The sequence below is a fragment of the Sphingomonas sp. ID1715 genome (assembly GCF_013044515.1).
Taxonomy (GTDB): Bacteria; Pseudomonadota; Alphaproteobacteria; order Sphingomonadales; family Sphingomonadaceae; genus Sphingomonas_B.
In genome coordinates this window covers 188,249-203,906 of the sequence record NZ_JABEPR010000005.1, presented here as the reverse complement: position 1 = coordinate 203,906, position 15,658 = coordinate 188,249, and the positions used below count along the sequence as shown (strand labels likewise).

Below are 15,658 nucleotides of genomic sequence, written 5' to 3'. Positions count from 1 at the left end.
GGCGAGTGGCCGACTGTCTTCGGCGACCCCAAGATGACCACCGCGCTGCTCGACCGCATTACCCACCACTGCGACATCGTCGAGACCGGCAACGACAGCTGGCGCTTCAAACACCGCAGCTGACGCCCGAGGCACCCGGCAGAGAACGCTTCGCGCTGGTTGCGCCTCCGGTCGGGCTACGCCCGCCCTACGCCGCAACCAGCGCGAACGGCGCGCCCGTCATACCTGTCACGCTGCTCGACGAAGGGGGTCTCTTTTGGACGCCGATAGGGGGTCCTTTTTGGACGCCGATTGACAGGCGACATGCTCGCGAACCTTGTCGAGGGTCGCCCAGACATTCTGGGCAAAGGCCTTGGCATCCTCGTTGGTCGCGAACTGCAGCCGTCCGCCGGCGAACACGACCGGCGTGCCCGCGGGCATCGCGGCGGACCGGCGCGATGCGGCGCGAGCGGCGAGGAATTCGCGGCCCTGAACGACGGCGGAGGTGGTTTTGGCGTCATGGCTGAGACGCGAGCCGCCGGCCGGACGCCACGACGATCCCGTCTCGTGCATGTAGAGACGTGCAGCGGTCTCGCGTAGGCCCTCCAATGCGATCATCGCGGCTTCCGCCGCCTGGCCGCGCTCGACCTGGGATTCGAGTTCGGTGGCGTTGACTTCCGAGCCATCGGCACTGGCGATCAGCAGCCGGATTTCGTCGGTCGCTCGGTCGATCTGCGCCGCTTTCTTGACCGCGGCACGGTGGAATAGGTTGACGAGACCCCAGCCGAGCTCCTCGGCCTCGGTCTCGAGATTGGTGTCGGCGAGCAGCGCAAACAGGTCGGACCAAACCGCGGCAAGCGTATGCTCGACGGCTTCGGGATCGGGCGGCAACAGGTCAGCTTGTGGCTCGCAATTGCGGGCAATGGTCAGATGGCCGAGCTCGAGTTGGGCGAGTTGGGCGGATAGGCTGGTGTGCATGACGGGTCTCCTCGAAAGGCGCCGGATGCCCGGCGCGGGAGCCCGTCCGCGCGGTGGCGCAAAGCGGTCGCGCACCGCCGCTCTCAAGCGGCGGCTTGACCCCAGGCCGAGGCTGGCGCGGGCCGGCCCGTCAGGGCCAACACGGGCCGAAGGCATGCGGGTTGCGCGGCCGCGGCCGCCGGGCAAAGGGCCTCTCCCGGCCGGCTCCGGCTCCTTGATCCAGGAGATCAGGCGACAAGAGCAAGCTGATCCCGCGCGGGCAGTTCGAGACCCAGATCAGCAGCAATGCGTGCCGCAAACCTTGTCGGTTCGAGCAGGGCGTCGATCCGAGCGAAGTGATTGCGTCCGCCGCAAAAATCGTCGCGGCCGCGGACGGACCGATAGAGGATCTCGTGGCCCCCGTAGCTGCCGATCGAGACCTGGACATAGACGAGATCAGAGTGAAGCGTGACCTCGCCGGAGACGGCGATGCCACCCGCATTGACGCGGAGGTCGTAGTCGGGTGGCGTCAGCGCGAAATGCTGGGCCAGGTCGCGCAGTGCCTTGCGTGCAGCCGAGTGGAAGAGCCGCTTGGCTTCTTCGTCATAGGCCACGCCACGGCGCGCGAGCAGCGCGAGCACCGGCTGGCGATCCAGCTCGGACAGCTCTGCCGCACATAGGTCGCGGAGCGCCGCTCGGTCCGGGAACGACCGGCAGGCGATCGTCCCCAGATGCTGGGCAAGCAGCACGACTGCGGGATCGGTCTCGAAGGGAGTGCCTGCATTGCGGCAATCTTTTGCGGCAGCCTGCAGCGCATGAAGACAAGCGCCGATGCTGTCGAGACCGCTCGGATCGAGCGCCTGGCGGTGACGGAATGGCAGATCGTAGGACATGAAGCTGCTCCTGAGGCGAGCGCATCGTGCGCCCACGTCCGGGGCCGCCTTCTTTCCTCTGTTCGACGGGGGGCGATGTCGACCAGTATGCTCAAGGATCGTTGGTGCGGAGTGAGATCTTCCGGCGAATAACGACCCGCCGTGTTCCCCGAACTGCTCTTTGATGAGAAGAGCTGTCGATCCTATTGGTTCTTGCCGTACTTCTGCGCGAGTGTGTCGAAGGGCAGATCTTCGGGCTGCGCGAGTACAGCTTGGTACTGCGCCTCGCGGGTCTCATAGCTCCCGAGTCTGGCTGGGTCAGGCACAACAATCTCGCCGTCCTCAAAATACAGTTTCCCGATAGCTTCGTCCGGCAACGCCATCGCCAAATCCGCCGCGACGGCGAGCGATTGGCGTAGGGTCCGTAGCAGACCCCCTCCGTCAATCGGAGCGTCACTGCGCAGACGGTCGAATGCGACTTGAGGATGAGCGATGTTGCGCTTCATTGCTGCAATAAGCGACTCTGGCGTGTATCCGGGATCCTTGGCGGGCGCGGCAATGATCGCGGCGGCGATCGGCACAATGCTGGATAGGCTGACGATATCATAGACATCGCGCGCCTCCTGGCGGTCTGCGATCGTCAGAGCCTTGTTCGTAATGAGGTCGGCCGGATGGAGGACGAAACCGAACTCGTCGTCAGCCTGCGAGGGGAAAAAGCGAAACCCGGCATCATGCGCCCACTCAAGCTTCAGCGGCTGCGGGCCGCCCTCTACCTCGCCAGACCAAATCCCCGTACCTTTGCGAATCCAGCGAATGGACAACCCATGTTTCGACAGCAGCTCGGCGTCCGCAGCAGCTGCTTTGGACACAAAGTCTTCTCGATCATGGAAAATATCAAAATCACCGGAATAGCGACTCGTGCTGGCAGCAATGGGAGCACCACCAGCGATGTAGCTCTCTTGGCTCCGCTGCGCCGCGAGGAGCTTTAGAACGTATTTCTGAAACTCGCTAAGCGGCACGCGCTTCGTCCTCTATGTGAGTGGCAAGGCGCCGGGCGCTCATATCGCCATACCGGCGAAGACGGTTCGCGATATCGAGTGCGTCGCCCGGTGTCGGGTGAGCAACACGCCGAACATTCCAGAGACAGCGAGCCTCATAGAGCGTCCATGCTTGGTCGTATGCCCGCGTAAGCGCCGGGTTGACATCCCGTCTGCGCGTTTCTTCCAGAACGGGCGCAAGCAAGCGCTCGGCGCGCGCGGAGCCGAAGTCCTGGACTGCACGTGCAAGGCGCGAGCGATCCATTTCCCTCGCCCTCTTGAGTGCGCGCGGAAGCAAGGCCGAACTGTCCTCGGGCAGTCTGCCGAGATTGTGCAGGAGATCGACGAGCAGCAATTCCTTCGACAGCTGCCTGGGCACTGAAGAGCGCATCCGGAAATCATAGACGCGGCCGTCGAGCTTGAACCTGCCGTGCCGTTTGCGGTTGTAGACGACCGGGTCGTTATAGAGTTGCGTCGTGCCTACGCCGAGCCCGTTGAACGCATTCGGCGAAACCATCAGAAAGCGGTCATCCCCGAGAAAAGTCGCGACGAGCTTTTCGGGCTTGGCGGGTGCCGCGCCGAACCGCGTCTTGCGCGGCGTCATGTAGACACCCGGGGATACCTTCTCGAGCCGACCCTCTTCCATCAGCTGCCGCACATGGCGATCGACCGCATTGGACCAACGGGCAAGGTCCTTGCGGCGGTAAACCTGCCCGGGGCGCAGGTGGCGCTTGAGATCGCTCAGGGCCGACATGATTAAACTCCTCCAGGCAAATAGGAGCTGAGAATGGTTTTTGCAACAATTCTCATTAAAAATTCATGCAAGCGGGACACGCACTTCCCCGCTTCACTCGTCTGATTATTACGCGGCAGCGCTGCGTGTCAGAGCCTCAAGACGTTCGGTGCAAACCATCTCGACCACGCGACCGAGCTGTTCGACCCGCTCGCCGAGCCAAGCTAGTTCGTCTTCGATGATCCGGTAATGCTTCGAGTAGCGGGCCTTCACATAGGCCTCCTTCAGCTTCTCGAAACGCGCGCGGTCGGCCTTGGTCTCGCGCGGCCAGACTTCGATCAGGCGCGGATCGATCCGCTCGGCCTGAGTGCGAAGGAAGCCGAGATTGTGCACGTGCGGCGTGTAGAAGGTGCAGACCAACAGGACGCAATGGTAAAAGCTCTCGGTCGATTGATGCAGAAGAAACGCTGAATCCTTCGCATAGCCGCGCGAGAGAGCTTCGAAGGCAAGCTCGAGCTTCCGAGATCCGCTAGGCAGCCACTCTTCAAAATACTCCCGCGCCATCGCGAGCGCCTGGTCAGGCGTCTTCGGTTGCGGCTCGGGCAGGTCCGCCGGGTCGCACTGATAGAGCGCAATGCCGTCACGGGCGACGTCCATGAAGAAGTAGCGGCCTTGGCTGAGGCCATCATTCACTTCTTGGAGCGTGTGCACGATGAAGTTGACCGGCGTGCGCAGCGTCTTGGTGATCGCCAGCTCGCGATTGATCCGATCTTCCGCCGACGACCAGAACTCGGCGCGGTCGGTCAGCTTCACATGATTAACGATGATCAACAGGTCGAAGTCGGACTGGTAGCCCTTGGCCGTGTGTGGCTCGTCGACCCAGCCGCCCCGCGCATACGAGCCGTACAGGATCACCTTGAGGATACGCGCCTGTTTCTTCCATTCGGAAGTCGCGATCGCGGTTGCGTGGCCGAACTCCTCGAACAGGATCTGCACCACGCGTTCCAGCTCGCGCTGCTTGGCCGGCGGCAGATGATCGAGGTCGGTTCGCATCGGCGGCGATCCTAGCGGCGTTCAAGCGGAAGGCCAGCGTCGCCGGTCGCCTCGCTCAGAACCAGCGCCGCCACCATGGCCGGCGGCGTCCATGAAATACTTCCTGCGTAACATCGTGCAGGGCGCGGGCGATTTCCTTTCGCACCCGACCGACGCTGATGCCATAGGCCTCGGCGATCTCCTCGAAGCTCCAGTTTTCGACACGGCACAGCAGGAAGATATTGCGCCTGCGGGCCGGCAGCCGGTCGACGGCGACACGAACGCGCTCCATGCGCTCCTCGTCGGAGAGGTCGTCCAGCATCACTCCACCTCCGGCACGAAGGCCAGCAGATAGTCGGCCGCCTTGCTGGCAGCACTGGCGGCACGGAAGATCGCCTTGTGGTCCTCGCGGAGGACAGTCAGCCAGCCACCGATATAGTCTGAATGGCGGACCGTGGGCTGGATCGACAGCGACGCGCAGGCAAAAGCGCTCGCCATTTCCGCGACCAGCTCCTCGCGCGCATAGTCGCCGCTGCCAAATGAGCCGCGCTGATCGCGATTCAAGCGGGTGGGATGACCAGTCCAGTGACCGAGTTCGTGAAGCGCCGTGCGGTGCCAATTAATCGGCTCGTGAAACGCACTGAGTTCGGGGACCGCGACATAGTCGCGGGCCGGCGAATAATAGGCCTGGTTGCCGCCGATGCGAAAGTCGGCGCCACTCGCGTCGATTAGTGCCCGCACGCGCGGCAGGATGTCGGCTTCCGACAGCGGCGTTGGCGCGGCGGTCAACGTGTCCGGCAAGCCGTCGCACTGGTCGACATTGAACACCGTGAAGCGCTTCAGAAAGGCGATGGTGCGAGCGTCGCGCGCTTCGTCATGGGCGCGCTCGGCCTCATCCTTGGGCGTGAACCGGTCAGCATAGCACACCGTCGTGCCGCGCTCGCCGCGACGGACGGTGCCGCCGAGTGCTTGTGCCTGGCGGAACGTGAGCCAACGCTGCGAAACGTACCCGCCCTTGATGACGGCAGCCCAGAGGATCAGGATGTTGATTCCCGAATAGCTGCGACCGGTCGCGGCATTGTGCGGCATCGTGCAGCCGCACGCGGCGCTATCCCAAGGTTGGACCCAAGGCAGGCGGCCTGCCTCAAGCTCGGCGATCACGCGCGCGGTGACCTCGGAATAGATCGTCTCGCGTTCGGCAGAAGCCGCGTTGGCGGGCCCCTCGAGACGGCCGCGAGTGCCGGTTCGCGGCCGAGCCCCCGCTGGACTGCTTTTGAACCGCGGACGTGCGGCGGTGGTTGCGCGCTTGGCTTTCATGGGAACGTCTCCTGCGAGCCAAAAGGGCTCGCAGGCCCGGCGCTCTCTCTCCTCAAAGAAAATGGGCGACCTTCCCGGGTTGGGGGGCCGCCCACGCGACGCGACTTGGGAGACGTCAGGCCGCTTCGCGATCCGGGCCCGGCGCCTGGTCCTGCTCGATATCCGACGCCTGCTCGGTCTCCGATGACTGCTCGTTGTCAGGCGACGATGCGTCCGCCGACGGATCCACTGCCGGCTCCGGCGCCTTGAAGCGCATCACCTCCGGCACCCAGGCGAGCGCCGCCTGCTTCACCTCGGCCTCGAGGATATGGTCGCCCGAGAAGATGCGCTCGCAGGTCGCGGCCAGCTCAGCCTTCTTGGCCATGCTGTAGCGGTTGGCGAGGGTCGGGCCGCCGACCGCGCCCAGTGCCTCGAACATGACAGGCTTGCTCGCCCGGTCGAAGAACAACGGTGCGGTCGGACGCCACCAGGCGGCGGCGTCGATGCCGAGCACCTGACCCAGATGATCGTGGAACGCGCAGTTGAGCGATCCAGGCTGGTTGAGGCTTGCCTCGAGCGTGCCGGCGACGAGGACACCAAGCCACGCCGCCCGTGCTTCCGGAGCCAGTGCCCGGAAGGCGTCGAAACGCGCGGCCAGTGTGTCCCCTTCGACCCAGGACCGGTCGAGTTCTTCGAGCATCCGGTTCTGCTCGATCGTGGCGGGGGCGTCGGGGGTCTTGAACCCGAATGCCGGATCCTGCGGATGCGGCGCACGCAGTGACGAACCCATCCGTTCGGACTGATAGCCGGATTGCTGGGACGCCATGATGAAGATGGCGAGGTCGAGCGCGAAATCCGGGTCGGCGGCGACATGCGCAGCCAGAACATCGCGGCGCTGCATCGCCAGCTCGTCGAGCAAGCGCTGCGACAGGCTGGGAGCCGCGGGGCGTGCGTTGCCCGTCTCTAGAGACGACCGCTTCTCGTCGTCATTGTCGCCTTCGCGCTCGGGTCGCTCCTTGTAATATTGCCCGCAAAGGCGCGGGATGCCGTCCCGGCCGAGCACGACAAAGGTGCCGGCATTTGCCTTGGCTTCGTCGTCGAGCACCGGCGGCTTTGAGGTGATCGCGTCGATCTGGCGCTCGGTTTCCTCCAGCTCCGATTCCGCCCGAGTGCAATCCTCATCGGAGGTCTCCTCGTCTTCCAGCAGTCCGACCAGATCGTCGGCTGCCGCCTGGAGCTTTTCGACCTCCGCCTGTTCGTCATCGCTGAGCGGCAACTGTTCGGGATGGAGCCGAAGGAGCGATTGCGTGTGCTCCCAGCCGACATGCTCGTCGAGCGTCGGCTTGATCCAGGCGAGACCGGTCTCCGCCTGAAGCGCAGCGGCGGCCGCTTCCATTTTCTCGGTCGCGAGCCGCTCGACGATCGCGATGTCGAGCCATCGGGTCGACGCTTCGTCGGCGAACAGGTCGCGCTCGATTCGACCGCCGGCCTCGACATAGGCGTCCTCGCCGACGAACCGCGCGCGGGGATCCGCCGCACTCAGAGTGGCCTGCGTCATCATGCGCCGGATGCTGTCGGGGTTGAGCGCGCCATAGCCGCGGCTCACCTGTTCGAAGACGAGCTCCTGCCGTTCGCGATCAGGCGTGACTGCATAAGCCTTGGCAATGTCGAGGGTGATGTCGCCACGGCCAAGCGCCCCGAAGACAATCGGCGCCAGGTTGGCGAGGCGCAGCCGGCCCTCGACGAAGCGGACGGTCAGGCCAAAGCGCGCCGCGACGCCACCGATGGTAGCACCCTCGTTGATCAGATGCTCGAAGGCGAGGCACTCGTCGGCCGGATTCATCGCCAGCCGCTGGAAGTTTTCGGCGAGGCCGGCTTCGACTGCGGACGAGTCGGTGTCGTCGAGCACGAGGCAGGGCACCTCGAAGGTCTTCGGCAGCTTGTTTTCCTGCGCGAGCGCCTTCAGCGCCGCGAGGCGGCGGCCGCCCGCTTCGACGGCGTAGGCGCCCTTCGGCTTTGTGAGCGGCGTGACGACGAGGTTCTGGAGCAGGCCGCGTGCTTCAATGTCGGCTTTGAGCTGAAGGTCGGCGAGGGTGTCGGTCTGCCGTCGCACATTGCGCTTCGACGGGATCAGTTTCGCAAGCGGGATTGCCTGGATCATGGTCGTTCTCCTGGAAAGAGCCCCGGCGACCGCCGCCGGAGCGCCTTCCGCGCGCATCCTCTTCTCTGTCAGGCGCCGGCGCGTCTCGCTTCTATGCGGCAACCCGCTCTTCTGGTCGTGCGAAGGGATCGACGATCCGGTGGATCGGCTGCGCGCGTCCCATCCAGGGTTCCGGACGGACGCAGCGCACCCAGTCGGCGAAGCTTGGTATAAAGCCGATGTCTTCCAGCACATGTTGCTCACCAACGAGGCGCACGGGCACGACCCGCCCGCTCGCGACCGTGATCGTCGCGCCGAAGAACCGCTCGAGCATGAAGATGCCCTCGGCATGATGGCGGAGCGCCCGATGGCGGAAATCGGCGGTGATCGCCTTTGATTCATCGAACCATTGGTGGAGCGGCAGATAGTCGCCCGGCTCGCCGCCCCATTTGCGAACCGAGGACAAAGCGTGATGATAGCAATGGCCCATCGTCGCCTCCTCAGATCTCGTATTCCGAGGTGTCGACCTCGGTATAGCGGTTATTGTGCGTGTAGATGATCTGGTCGGCGACAACGTCGAACACGAAGTCGCCATAGGCGCCATCATTGTTTTCCCAGCCGGGGTGATGGGCACCGAGCAGATCGTAGCAAATATGTTCGATCGCATTCGGGAGGGCCATGACCTGCGTTGTCACGGCCGCGCCATCATGGGCGACCTGCTGCAGCTCGACATCGCAAGCCGGCGCATCCAGGCCGAATCCAGCCGGGTCGGTGACCGCAATGTCGTCGATCTGGCCCGAATCCCCATAGCCGTCGAAGGTGACTTCCACACGACGCACGCCCGCTGACTCGAGCGCTGCGAGCAGCACCTTCTTGTTGTGCGCGCCGACCGCCGGCTGAAGCTCAGCGCGTCGCCGCCTCTGTTCCTCGTAGCGGCGGATCGATTCCTCGAAGCTGGTACCGTCGGTCATGATGAGGCTCCTTGAGTGTCGGCCGGGCACCGCGCCCGTCTACCGAGAAGCCGCCTTCTTTCCTCTGCAGATACCGGGGCTGGTGTCGGTATTGACTACCAGGCGAGGCTATCTCAAATTGGCGCGACACCGCTCGCGCCATGCGATGGCATAGGGTGCGGTTGTCGGAGTCAGCAGATCCAGGATCCGGGCGGGGCAGGCGGCCTCGTTTGGTCCCATCGCCTCATCCATATCCTTATAGCCCCAGCTACCCGTCGGGACTGCCGGGTTGAAGTCGAGCAGGCAAACCAAACCAATCACTTCGACGCTCTCGGCGCGCGTGAGCTCGACCGCCGCATAATAGGTCTGGCCGACGACTTCCGATCGAAGAACACGGGCCTGCTGGCGCTCGGATCGGAAAGTGAATTGGTCATCGAGATAGTGCTGGGGGCTATCGAAGCGCCCCGTCGATTCCATAAAGAGCCAACCCATGCTGTGTCTCCTGTAAGGGGAGGGCGGAGCAGGTCCGCCCGATCCAGATTGACGGTGAGGCCGGTGGGAGTGGCGACCGCCGGTCACGCGCGGCCGCAGGCGCGCCGCTCGCTTTCCTCTCAGGCTGCCGGTCCAGAGGTGGAGTGTTTCGCCGAGCGACCCGCGACAACCCGCGACACTTTTCGGCGCTTGCTGACATAGCTCTGCGACAGGTGGACGCGATAAGCTGGTCTCAACGGCGTCTCACCCCTCCGCCGCAATGCAGACTCCCTGATCGGCCCCGCTCTTCACCCCTGGAGCGGGGCCATTTCAATTTGGCGCCGGGATGGTTCCGCGACGCGGGCTTCGTTTGGATCGAGGCTCAAGTCTTCTCATGATCGCACGCTCGGCTAAGCAAGGTCGCATGAGCAAGCTCAGCATCTTCAGCATCATGATTGCCGGCGCCATCGCCACCAGCACGGCCGCTTGGTCGTTCCGGCCGGACGCCGCGGGGCCTTCATATCAGTTTACCTGCGCCAAGCCGCGCATAGTGGATGGCGATACGCTGCGCTGTGGGCCGGTCCGTGTTCGACTGGCTCATATCGATGCGCCTGAGCTACCCGGCCATTGCAATCCCGGTCGGCAATGCGCGCCGGGCGATCCGTTCGCCAGCCTGGCGAACCTGCAGCGGCTGGTTGGATCGAGCCCGTTGGAATGTGGCTCAATCGATCGGGATCGCTATGGTCGGGAGGTTGCGTTCTGCAGCGAGCATGGACGCGATCTTTCATGCGCTCAGGTGTCGGGTGGCTTCGCGGTCAAGCGATACGGCGCACTGTCCTGTTGGGAGCAGAGGCGAGGATCCGGGGAGGATCTGAATCGGCCGCTGCTTTCGTCGATGGCATAGCATGCGACCCAACGCGCCGCGACTGATGCAGGTTACGCGGGCGCAGACGGCGGCTCGAGACGCCGCACAATCTCGGTGGCCCGGTCCACCGGGACGAACAGTCGCGTCTGATAGCGGATGATGTCAGTGAAGCAGCCATGCGCCTTGTACTCGGGCAGGCGGCGCGGTTCCCAGCCGACCAACTCGAGCCGCTGCGTGCCGCCGACAAGCGCGCGCTTCAGCGACATGTCCGTGCCGGCGATCGGCTGCGGCTTGTTGGAGCGCTCGACGAGCCGGATCAGTTCGTCCGGCGCGATCGTGACGGTGATGTCGAGGCCGAGCTTGCGACTGAACTCCGCCATTGCCGAGATCGGCACAGCACGTCCGAGCACTGACGCGCCATGTTCGTCGACGACGCGCAGCACCTGGCAATGATCGTCGGGGAGCTTGTTCCAGATCGGCAGCAGCAAGCCAGTCGCGATATAGAGGGTCTCGGCATGCACGGTCGCGCTGATCTCGTCCGCTTCCGCCTCCCAAGCCGCGTTGAAGGCTTCGATGCTGATCGGCTCCCAGCTGCTCTCGCCAAATTGGTCGCGGCCGAGATATTCGCGGCGAGCGGGCCGGATCAGCTCATAGCGGCCGATGCTGGCGCCGTCCTCAGAAAGCAGGCTGCGCGCGTTTACCCGGAGGGCAACCTTGCCTGACCGGTGGTTGCGGACGGGCACGGCATCAGGGCGGTCCGCCAGTCGGAGCACCTGTTCGAGCGCCGTGGGCCGGCCGCGTCGGGACAGCTCAAGCTTCAGCAGATGCGTGGTCGCGCCGCTGATTTGATCGGTCCGGATCACGCGATCCTCTTTGATCTCGACGCTGTCGACCGGGAGCGTCTCGAGGCCAAGGTCGAGCGTGCCCGCTTCGCGAGCCGCGGTGACGCGCGCCTCGACCAGTCCCATGAACTCGTCGAAGATCGCGTTCTGGAGCGCGATGGGCAACGCCAGGATGCGGTTCAGCCAGCGCTGGATCGGCGGCAGATCCTCGCGAAGTGCGCCGTCTTCGGTTTCGAGGCGGAGTCCTGTCCGCCGCTGAAACTCATCGAAGCTGGTTGATTGCAGCTTGCCGTCGAACAGAAGGCCGTACCAGCGAAGCAAGGCATTCTTGGCGTATTCGCTTTCGAGATTGTCGGCGGGATCGAAGAGATTTTGCCCGCCGGTCTGGCGTTGCCCGCGCGTGAGGGCGCCCAATGCATCGAGCCGACGCGCAATCGTCGAGATGAAACGCCGCTCGCCCCGCACATCGGTGGTGACCGGCCGGAACAGGGGCGCCGAGGCCTGAGCGCTGCGATGGGTGCGGCCAAGACCCTGGATCGCTGCGTCGGCGCGCCAGCCGGGTTCCAGCAGATAGTGGATACGGCGCGCCTGGTTCTTGGCTTTGAGGCAGGCATGATAGGAGCGGCCGGTTCCGCCCGCGTCCGAAAAGACCAGAAGCCGCTTGGTCCCGTCCATGAACGCGTTCGCTTCAGCGAGATTGGAGCGGCCTGAGCGCCGCTCGAGTGATTGTGCGCCGTCCTTGGTGACCAGACGCCGGGTGCGGCCGGTCACTTCGGCGACCATCTCGGTTCCGAACCGCTCGGTGAGCATGTCGAGCGCAGTGCCGATTGGTGGCAGCGCGCACAGTTGCTCAACCAGAGCATCGCGGGCGGCCAAGGCTGCACGGCAATGAACCGGATGTCCATCGGCATCGGTCATCGGCTCGGAACGTGTATTGCCCTCATCGTCAGTAAACACCCGCATCTGGCGCGTGGGGAAAGCGTTCAGAAGATAGTCGACGAGATATTCGCGCGGAGACAGGTCGATCTCGAGCAGCTCGCGCTCGATCGGGTCCAGGTCGGCGAGACGGCGATCGAGCATCGCCTCGGCTGTCGACACCAGCTGAACGACAACGGCATGGCCATGTTCGAGATCGTTCTCGATCGCTGGAAGCAGCGAGGGCAGCTTCATCGACAGAAGCAGCTGAGCGAAGAATCGCTGCTTCGTGCCTTCGAAGCGGGAAAGCGCAGCACCCTTGGCGTTGGCGTTTAGCGTCCGCCCGTTCTCAGCATCGACGACGCGGGTGGCCTCCAGCGCCGCTTCCAGATTCTGGTGAATGATGGACCAGGCGTCCGCATAAGCATCGTAGGTGCCGATCTGGTCGGGCGTCAGGGCATGCTCGAGCAACTCGTATTCGACGCCGGCAAAGGACAGTGCCCGAGCCGTATAGAGGCCCAGCGCCTTCAGATCGCGCGCGACCAGTTCCATCGCCGCGATCCCGCCGGCGCGAATGCCGGCGATGAAGGCCTCGCGATCGGCGAATGCCGTCTCCTGGCCCCAGAGGCCGAGCCGTGAGGCATAGGAAAGGTTCGCGATGTCCGATGCGCCCGTGGCCGAGGCATAAAGGACACGCGCTCGGGGCAGCAGGTTCTGGAGACGGAGACCGGTAATCCCTTGCTCTGAGCCTTTGACGCGGCCACGCGATCCTTCACAGCCAAGGGCATTCGCCATCGCGTGGGCCTCGTCGAAGGCGATCACGCCCTCGAAATCGACGCCCGCCCAGGCGATGATCTGCGCGAGGCGGGTCTTCTCTTCCTTGCCTGATCTGAGCGTCGGGTAAGTGACGAACAATATGCCCTGGTCGAGCAGCACCGGCGCATCGAGCTTCCAGGCAGAGAGCGGCTGGATGTCGAGGGCGAGCCCCCCAAGCGCAGTCCAGTCGCGCCGCGCGTCCTCGAGCAGTGTTTCGTTCTTCGAAATCCAGATGTGACGCCGGTTGCCGCGGAGCCATTGGTCGAGGATGACGCCGGCGATCTGGCGACCTTTGCCGGCGCCGGTGCCATCACCCAGGAAGAAGCCGCAACGGTAGCGCTGCCCGTGTTCGTCTGGTTTCAGCGCGCAACCTTCGCCGTCCGGCAGGAACGCTCCGGGCAAGTTTCGCTCGAATGCGGCGCCGGCATAGACGAGCGTCTCCAGCTGCGCTTTGGACAGCACGCCCTTGGAGACCAGCTGTGCACCCAGAATAGGCCGATAGGCGACCTTCGGCGCCGCGATCGACCCCATTGCGAGGGATTCAACCAAGTCCGTCGGGTGTGCCTGCGCGCCATTGATGCGGAGCCGGCTGGGACGCCATGGCAGGTAGATGCCGACCGGATCGCCAGGCGGCGCCGGCTCGTCGAGCGCTTCGACGCAAAGCGGCTCTGCAGCGTTCGCTTTGGAGGAAACCGGCTGACGTGCTTGCAGGAGCGGCCGCTCGACGGCTGCCCGTCCGAATAGGGATAGTTTCGCGCGTGTTGGCGGGATTGGGACGACAGTCTGGCCGAAGGTCGGTCCGCGGGCAGGAAGGTCTGCGATAAGCGCGAGGAGTTGGCCAACCCTCTCGACGCTGCCGGGCTGCGCGGTGCGCTCGCACCCGCCCAGCTTGTCGAGCACGATCATCCGGGTTGCCACGCCTGTCCCGTGGCGCCCGAACATGCCGGGGGGCAACAGCGCATCCAGCCTTACCGTGACCGATTCGCGGGACCGCTTGGCCCAATCTGCGATGTTGAACCCGGCAGGCAGGATCGCGACCAAGCGGCCGTCATGCTGGAGACGGCGATAGGCCGCTACGAGGTGACGCGCCGCTGCAAAGCCGTCGGTGCCGCGGCCGATCGAGCGCGCGAAGGGCGGGTTCATCAGCACGAGGGTCGGACGAATGGCAGGGTCGAGCAGGTCGTCGATCAGCTCGGCATCGTGTCCCGAGACGCGCGCGGCCGTAAAGATGGCCTGGAGACCGTCAAAGCGGCGATCGTCGATTTCATTGAGGACCAGCGAACATCGCGACCGTGCAGCGCAAGCAACGAGAAGCCCATTCCCGGCGGAAGGCTCGAGCACCGTGTCGGCCGAGTTCACCCTGGCGGCCCGTGCTGCCGCATAACTCAGAACCAGCGGCGTCGAGAATTGCTGCAAGGCGATCTGGTCTTCCGACCGGTGGCTCTGCAAGGGCAGGGCCGCGGTGAGCCGTTCCAGGCGATCGATGATTTCGGCGTGCTCGCCATCGAACAAACCCGATGAGGGATTGGAAGCGTACAGCGCGAGTGCCAGCTCGAGCGCATCATAGGCATGGCGCATGCACCAGCCGCCCGATGCCGCCGACGTGCCGGTTGCACTTTCGAAGAGCTGCCGCAGAAGCCGCCTGGTGATTGGCTCCTGGGCTTCAATGAAGGGCGCGAGCGCCAAGGCGGTGCGGACATGGGGAGGATGAGAATGGGCGGTCGTGATCGTGCGCGTGGCCATCGTGGGTCTCCGGCCCGCAAGGCAGGAGCGCCTCGCAAGGGTCGGAAGACGGTCGCACCCTTTCCTCTCAGGTCCTGCGACGGCGCTGCAGCACGTCATTCCAGTCGAATCCAGCGACGCGGGGATAGCGCGTTTCTATCGACACGCTGTCGCGGAACGCTTTCCGGGCCAGCGCTTCGGCGCGCCGCCCGCCTTTGTCATTGTCGAGGAAGAGCACGAGCTCGCGTACGATCGCGGGCAGCTTCACGAGTCCGAACCGCTCTGTGCCGAGCGTTGCCCAGCATGGCACATCGAACAGCATCGTTGCCGAAAGCGCCGTCTCGAGACCTTCCGCCAGACCGAGCCGCGGCGCTGCGGGCCAGAGGCGGACGGCGCCTGACCCGAAGCGGCCGAGCCCGAGCTTGGGCGCGGGCAGGTTGGCGAGGCGGCCGTTACGACGGTCGAGGAAGGTGCGATGGATTCCGATCAGTCCAGCATCGTCGCGAACCGCTGCGATCAGAGCCGGCCGAAATTGCGTGAAGGGCTTTGGCCCATGTGGCGTGCGCGGATGGTAGCGCAGTTCGGGTGAGGCGAGGGTGATTGCGCGGCTTCGCAGGTAGCGCTCGGCCGGGGTTTGCGCGATGATTCGCGCGTCGGACCAGATGCGTGTCGCGCTTTTTGCGAGAACGTTGGGTTCTGGGGCGGCAACCGCCGGATCGTCGGCGACAGCGGCACGAACACCGAGCAGTCGGCGTGCCTGCAGCGCCCGCAGAATGTCGGTCGCGTTGCAGCCCGCAAAGCAGTGCAGCAGCAGCCGCGACCGGCCGACCCGGACGCTGAGGGAGGGCGTGCGATCGTCGTGGGCCGGACAGCGGCACACGCCACCATTTCGCGACCAGTGACCGCCGAGCTGTTCGACGATGGCGCGCCCTTCGTCAGCAGGACTTGTTAGCGTTGAAGAAGACATAAGCGCGCCCTTTTGACGAAGGATGGGGCCGCCTCGCGGCGCGGCCGTGTCCGGGCGCACCGCT

The 15,658-nt window shown here is 64.7% G+C and carries 15 protein-coding genes; 2 read left to right on the top strand and 13 right to left on the bottom strand.

All coding sequences use genetic code 11. The features are described from left to right. Nucleotides 1–123 (top strand): ATP-binding protein (locus HJG53_RS13905; RefSeq protein WP_171127209.1); only part of this gene is annotated, 123 nt, incomplete at its 5' end. A gap of 105 nt (nt 124–228) precedes the next feature. On the opposite strand, the gene HJG53_RS13900 is transcribed toward HJG53_RS13905, so the two are convergent. From HJG53_RS13900 to HJG53_RS13850, 11 genes are all read right to left on the bottom strand, one after another. Beyond that, complete coding sequence (locus tag HJG53_RS13900) at nt 229–957, bottom strand: chromosome segregation ATPase (protein WP_171131564.1); 729 nt, start codon at nt 955–957, stop codon at nt 229–231. 227 nt (nt 958–1,184) lie between these two features. Then, nucleotides 1,185–1,829, bottom strand: coding sequence for a hypothetical protein (locus HJG53_RS13895; protein WP_171131562.1), 645 nt, complete (start codon nt 1,827–1,829; stop codon nt 1,185–1,187). Between the two features lie 182 nt (nt 1,830–2,011). Then, nucleotides 2,012–2,827, bottom strand: a complete 816-nt coding sequence (locus tag HJG53_RS13890; protein ID WP_171131560.1) for a hypothetical protein — start codon at nt 2,825–2,827, stop codon at nt 2,012–2,014. Beyond that, a complete protein-coding gene (locus HJG53_RS13885) occupies nt 2,817–3,599 on the bottom strand; it encodes a hypothetical protein (protein ID WP_254447772.1) in 783 nt (260 codons plus the stop codon). Before HJG53_RS13885 ends, HJG53_RS13890 begins: the two co-directional genes overlap by 11 nt. Before the next feature lie 108 nt (nt 3,600–3,707). Further along, entirely contained in the window at nt 3,708–4,631 is a 924-nt protein-coding gene (locus HJG53_RS13880) for a HEPN domain-containing protein (protein WP_171131558.1), read from the bottom strand. A gap of 55 nt (nt 4,632–4,686) precedes the next feature. Then, nucleotides 4,687–4,932, bottom strand: a complete 246-nt coding sequence (locus HJG53_RS13875) for a sigma-70 family RNA polymerase sigma factor (protein ID WP_171131556.1) — start codon at nt 4,930–4,932, stop codon at nt 4,687–4,689. Beyond that, nucleotides 4,932–5,927: an ArdC family protein gene (locus HJG53_RS13870; protein ID WP_171131554.1), complete on the bottom strand. Its 996-nt coding sequence runs from the start codon at nt 5,925–5,927 to the stop codon at nt 4,932–4,934. Before HJG53_RS13870 ends, HJG53_RS13875 begins: the two co-directional genes overlap by 1 nt. Nucleotides 5,928–6,042: 115 nt before the next feature. Beyond that, nucleotides 6,043–8,067: a ParB/RepB/Spo0J family partition protein gene (locus tag HJG53_RS13865; RefSeq protein ID WP_171131553.1), complete on the bottom strand. Its 2,025-nt coding sequence runs from the start codon at nt 8,065–8,067 to the stop codon at nt 6,043–6,045. A gap of 91 nt (nt 8,068–8,158) precedes the next feature. Beyond that, entirely contained in the window at nt 8,159–8,536 is a 378-nt protein-coding gene (locus HJG53_RS13860) for a hypothetical protein (RefSeq protein ID WP_171131551.1), read from the bottom strand. 10 nt (nt 8,537–8,546) lie between these two features. After that, nucleotides 8,547–9,017, bottom strand: coding sequence for a DUF6878 family protein (locus HJG53_RS13855; RefSeq protein ID WP_171131549.1), 471 nt, complete (start codon nt 9,015–9,017; stop codon nt 8,547–8,549). A gap of 108 nt (nt 9,018–9,125) precedes the next feature. Next, nucleotides 9,126–9,488 carry a hypothetical protein gene (locus HJG53_RS13850; protein ID WP_171131547.1) on the bottom strand — a complete coding sequence of 121 codons (363 nt, stop codon included), beginning with the start codon at nt 9,486–9,488 and terminating at the stop codon, nt 9,126–9,128. A 403-nt stretch (nt 9,489–9,891) separates the two neighbouring features. On the opposite strand from HJG53_RS13850, the gene HJG53_RS13845 reads away from it, so the two are divergent. Then, the gene (locus HJG53_RS13845; RefSeq protein ID WP_174842753.1) at nt 9,892–10,371 is read left to right on the top strand and encodes a thermonuclease family protein; all 480 of its coding nucleotides are present in this window, start codon (nt 9,892–9,894) and stop codon (nt 10,369–10,371) included. A gap of 32 nt (nt 10,372–10,403) precedes the next feature. On the opposite strand, the gene HJG53_RS13840 is transcribed toward HJG53_RS13845, so the two are convergent. Both HJG53_RS13840 and HJG53_RS13835 read right to left on the bottom strand, forming a co-directional pair. Further along, nucleotides 10,404–14,648 (bottom strand): strawberry notch-like NTP hydrolase domain-containing protein, encoded by a 4,245-nt coding sequence (locus tag HJG53_RS13840; RefSeq protein ID WP_171131545.1) that lies wholly within the window; start codon nt 14,646–14,648, stop codon nt 10,404–10,406. 67 nt (nt 14,649–14,715) lie between these two features. Next, a complete protein-coding gene (locus HJG53_RS13835; RefSeq protein WP_171131543.1) occupies nt 14,716–15,594 on the bottom strand; it encodes a toprim domain-containing protein in 879 nt (292 codons plus the stop codon). Nucleotides 15,595–15,658 lie beyond the last annotated feature (64 nt).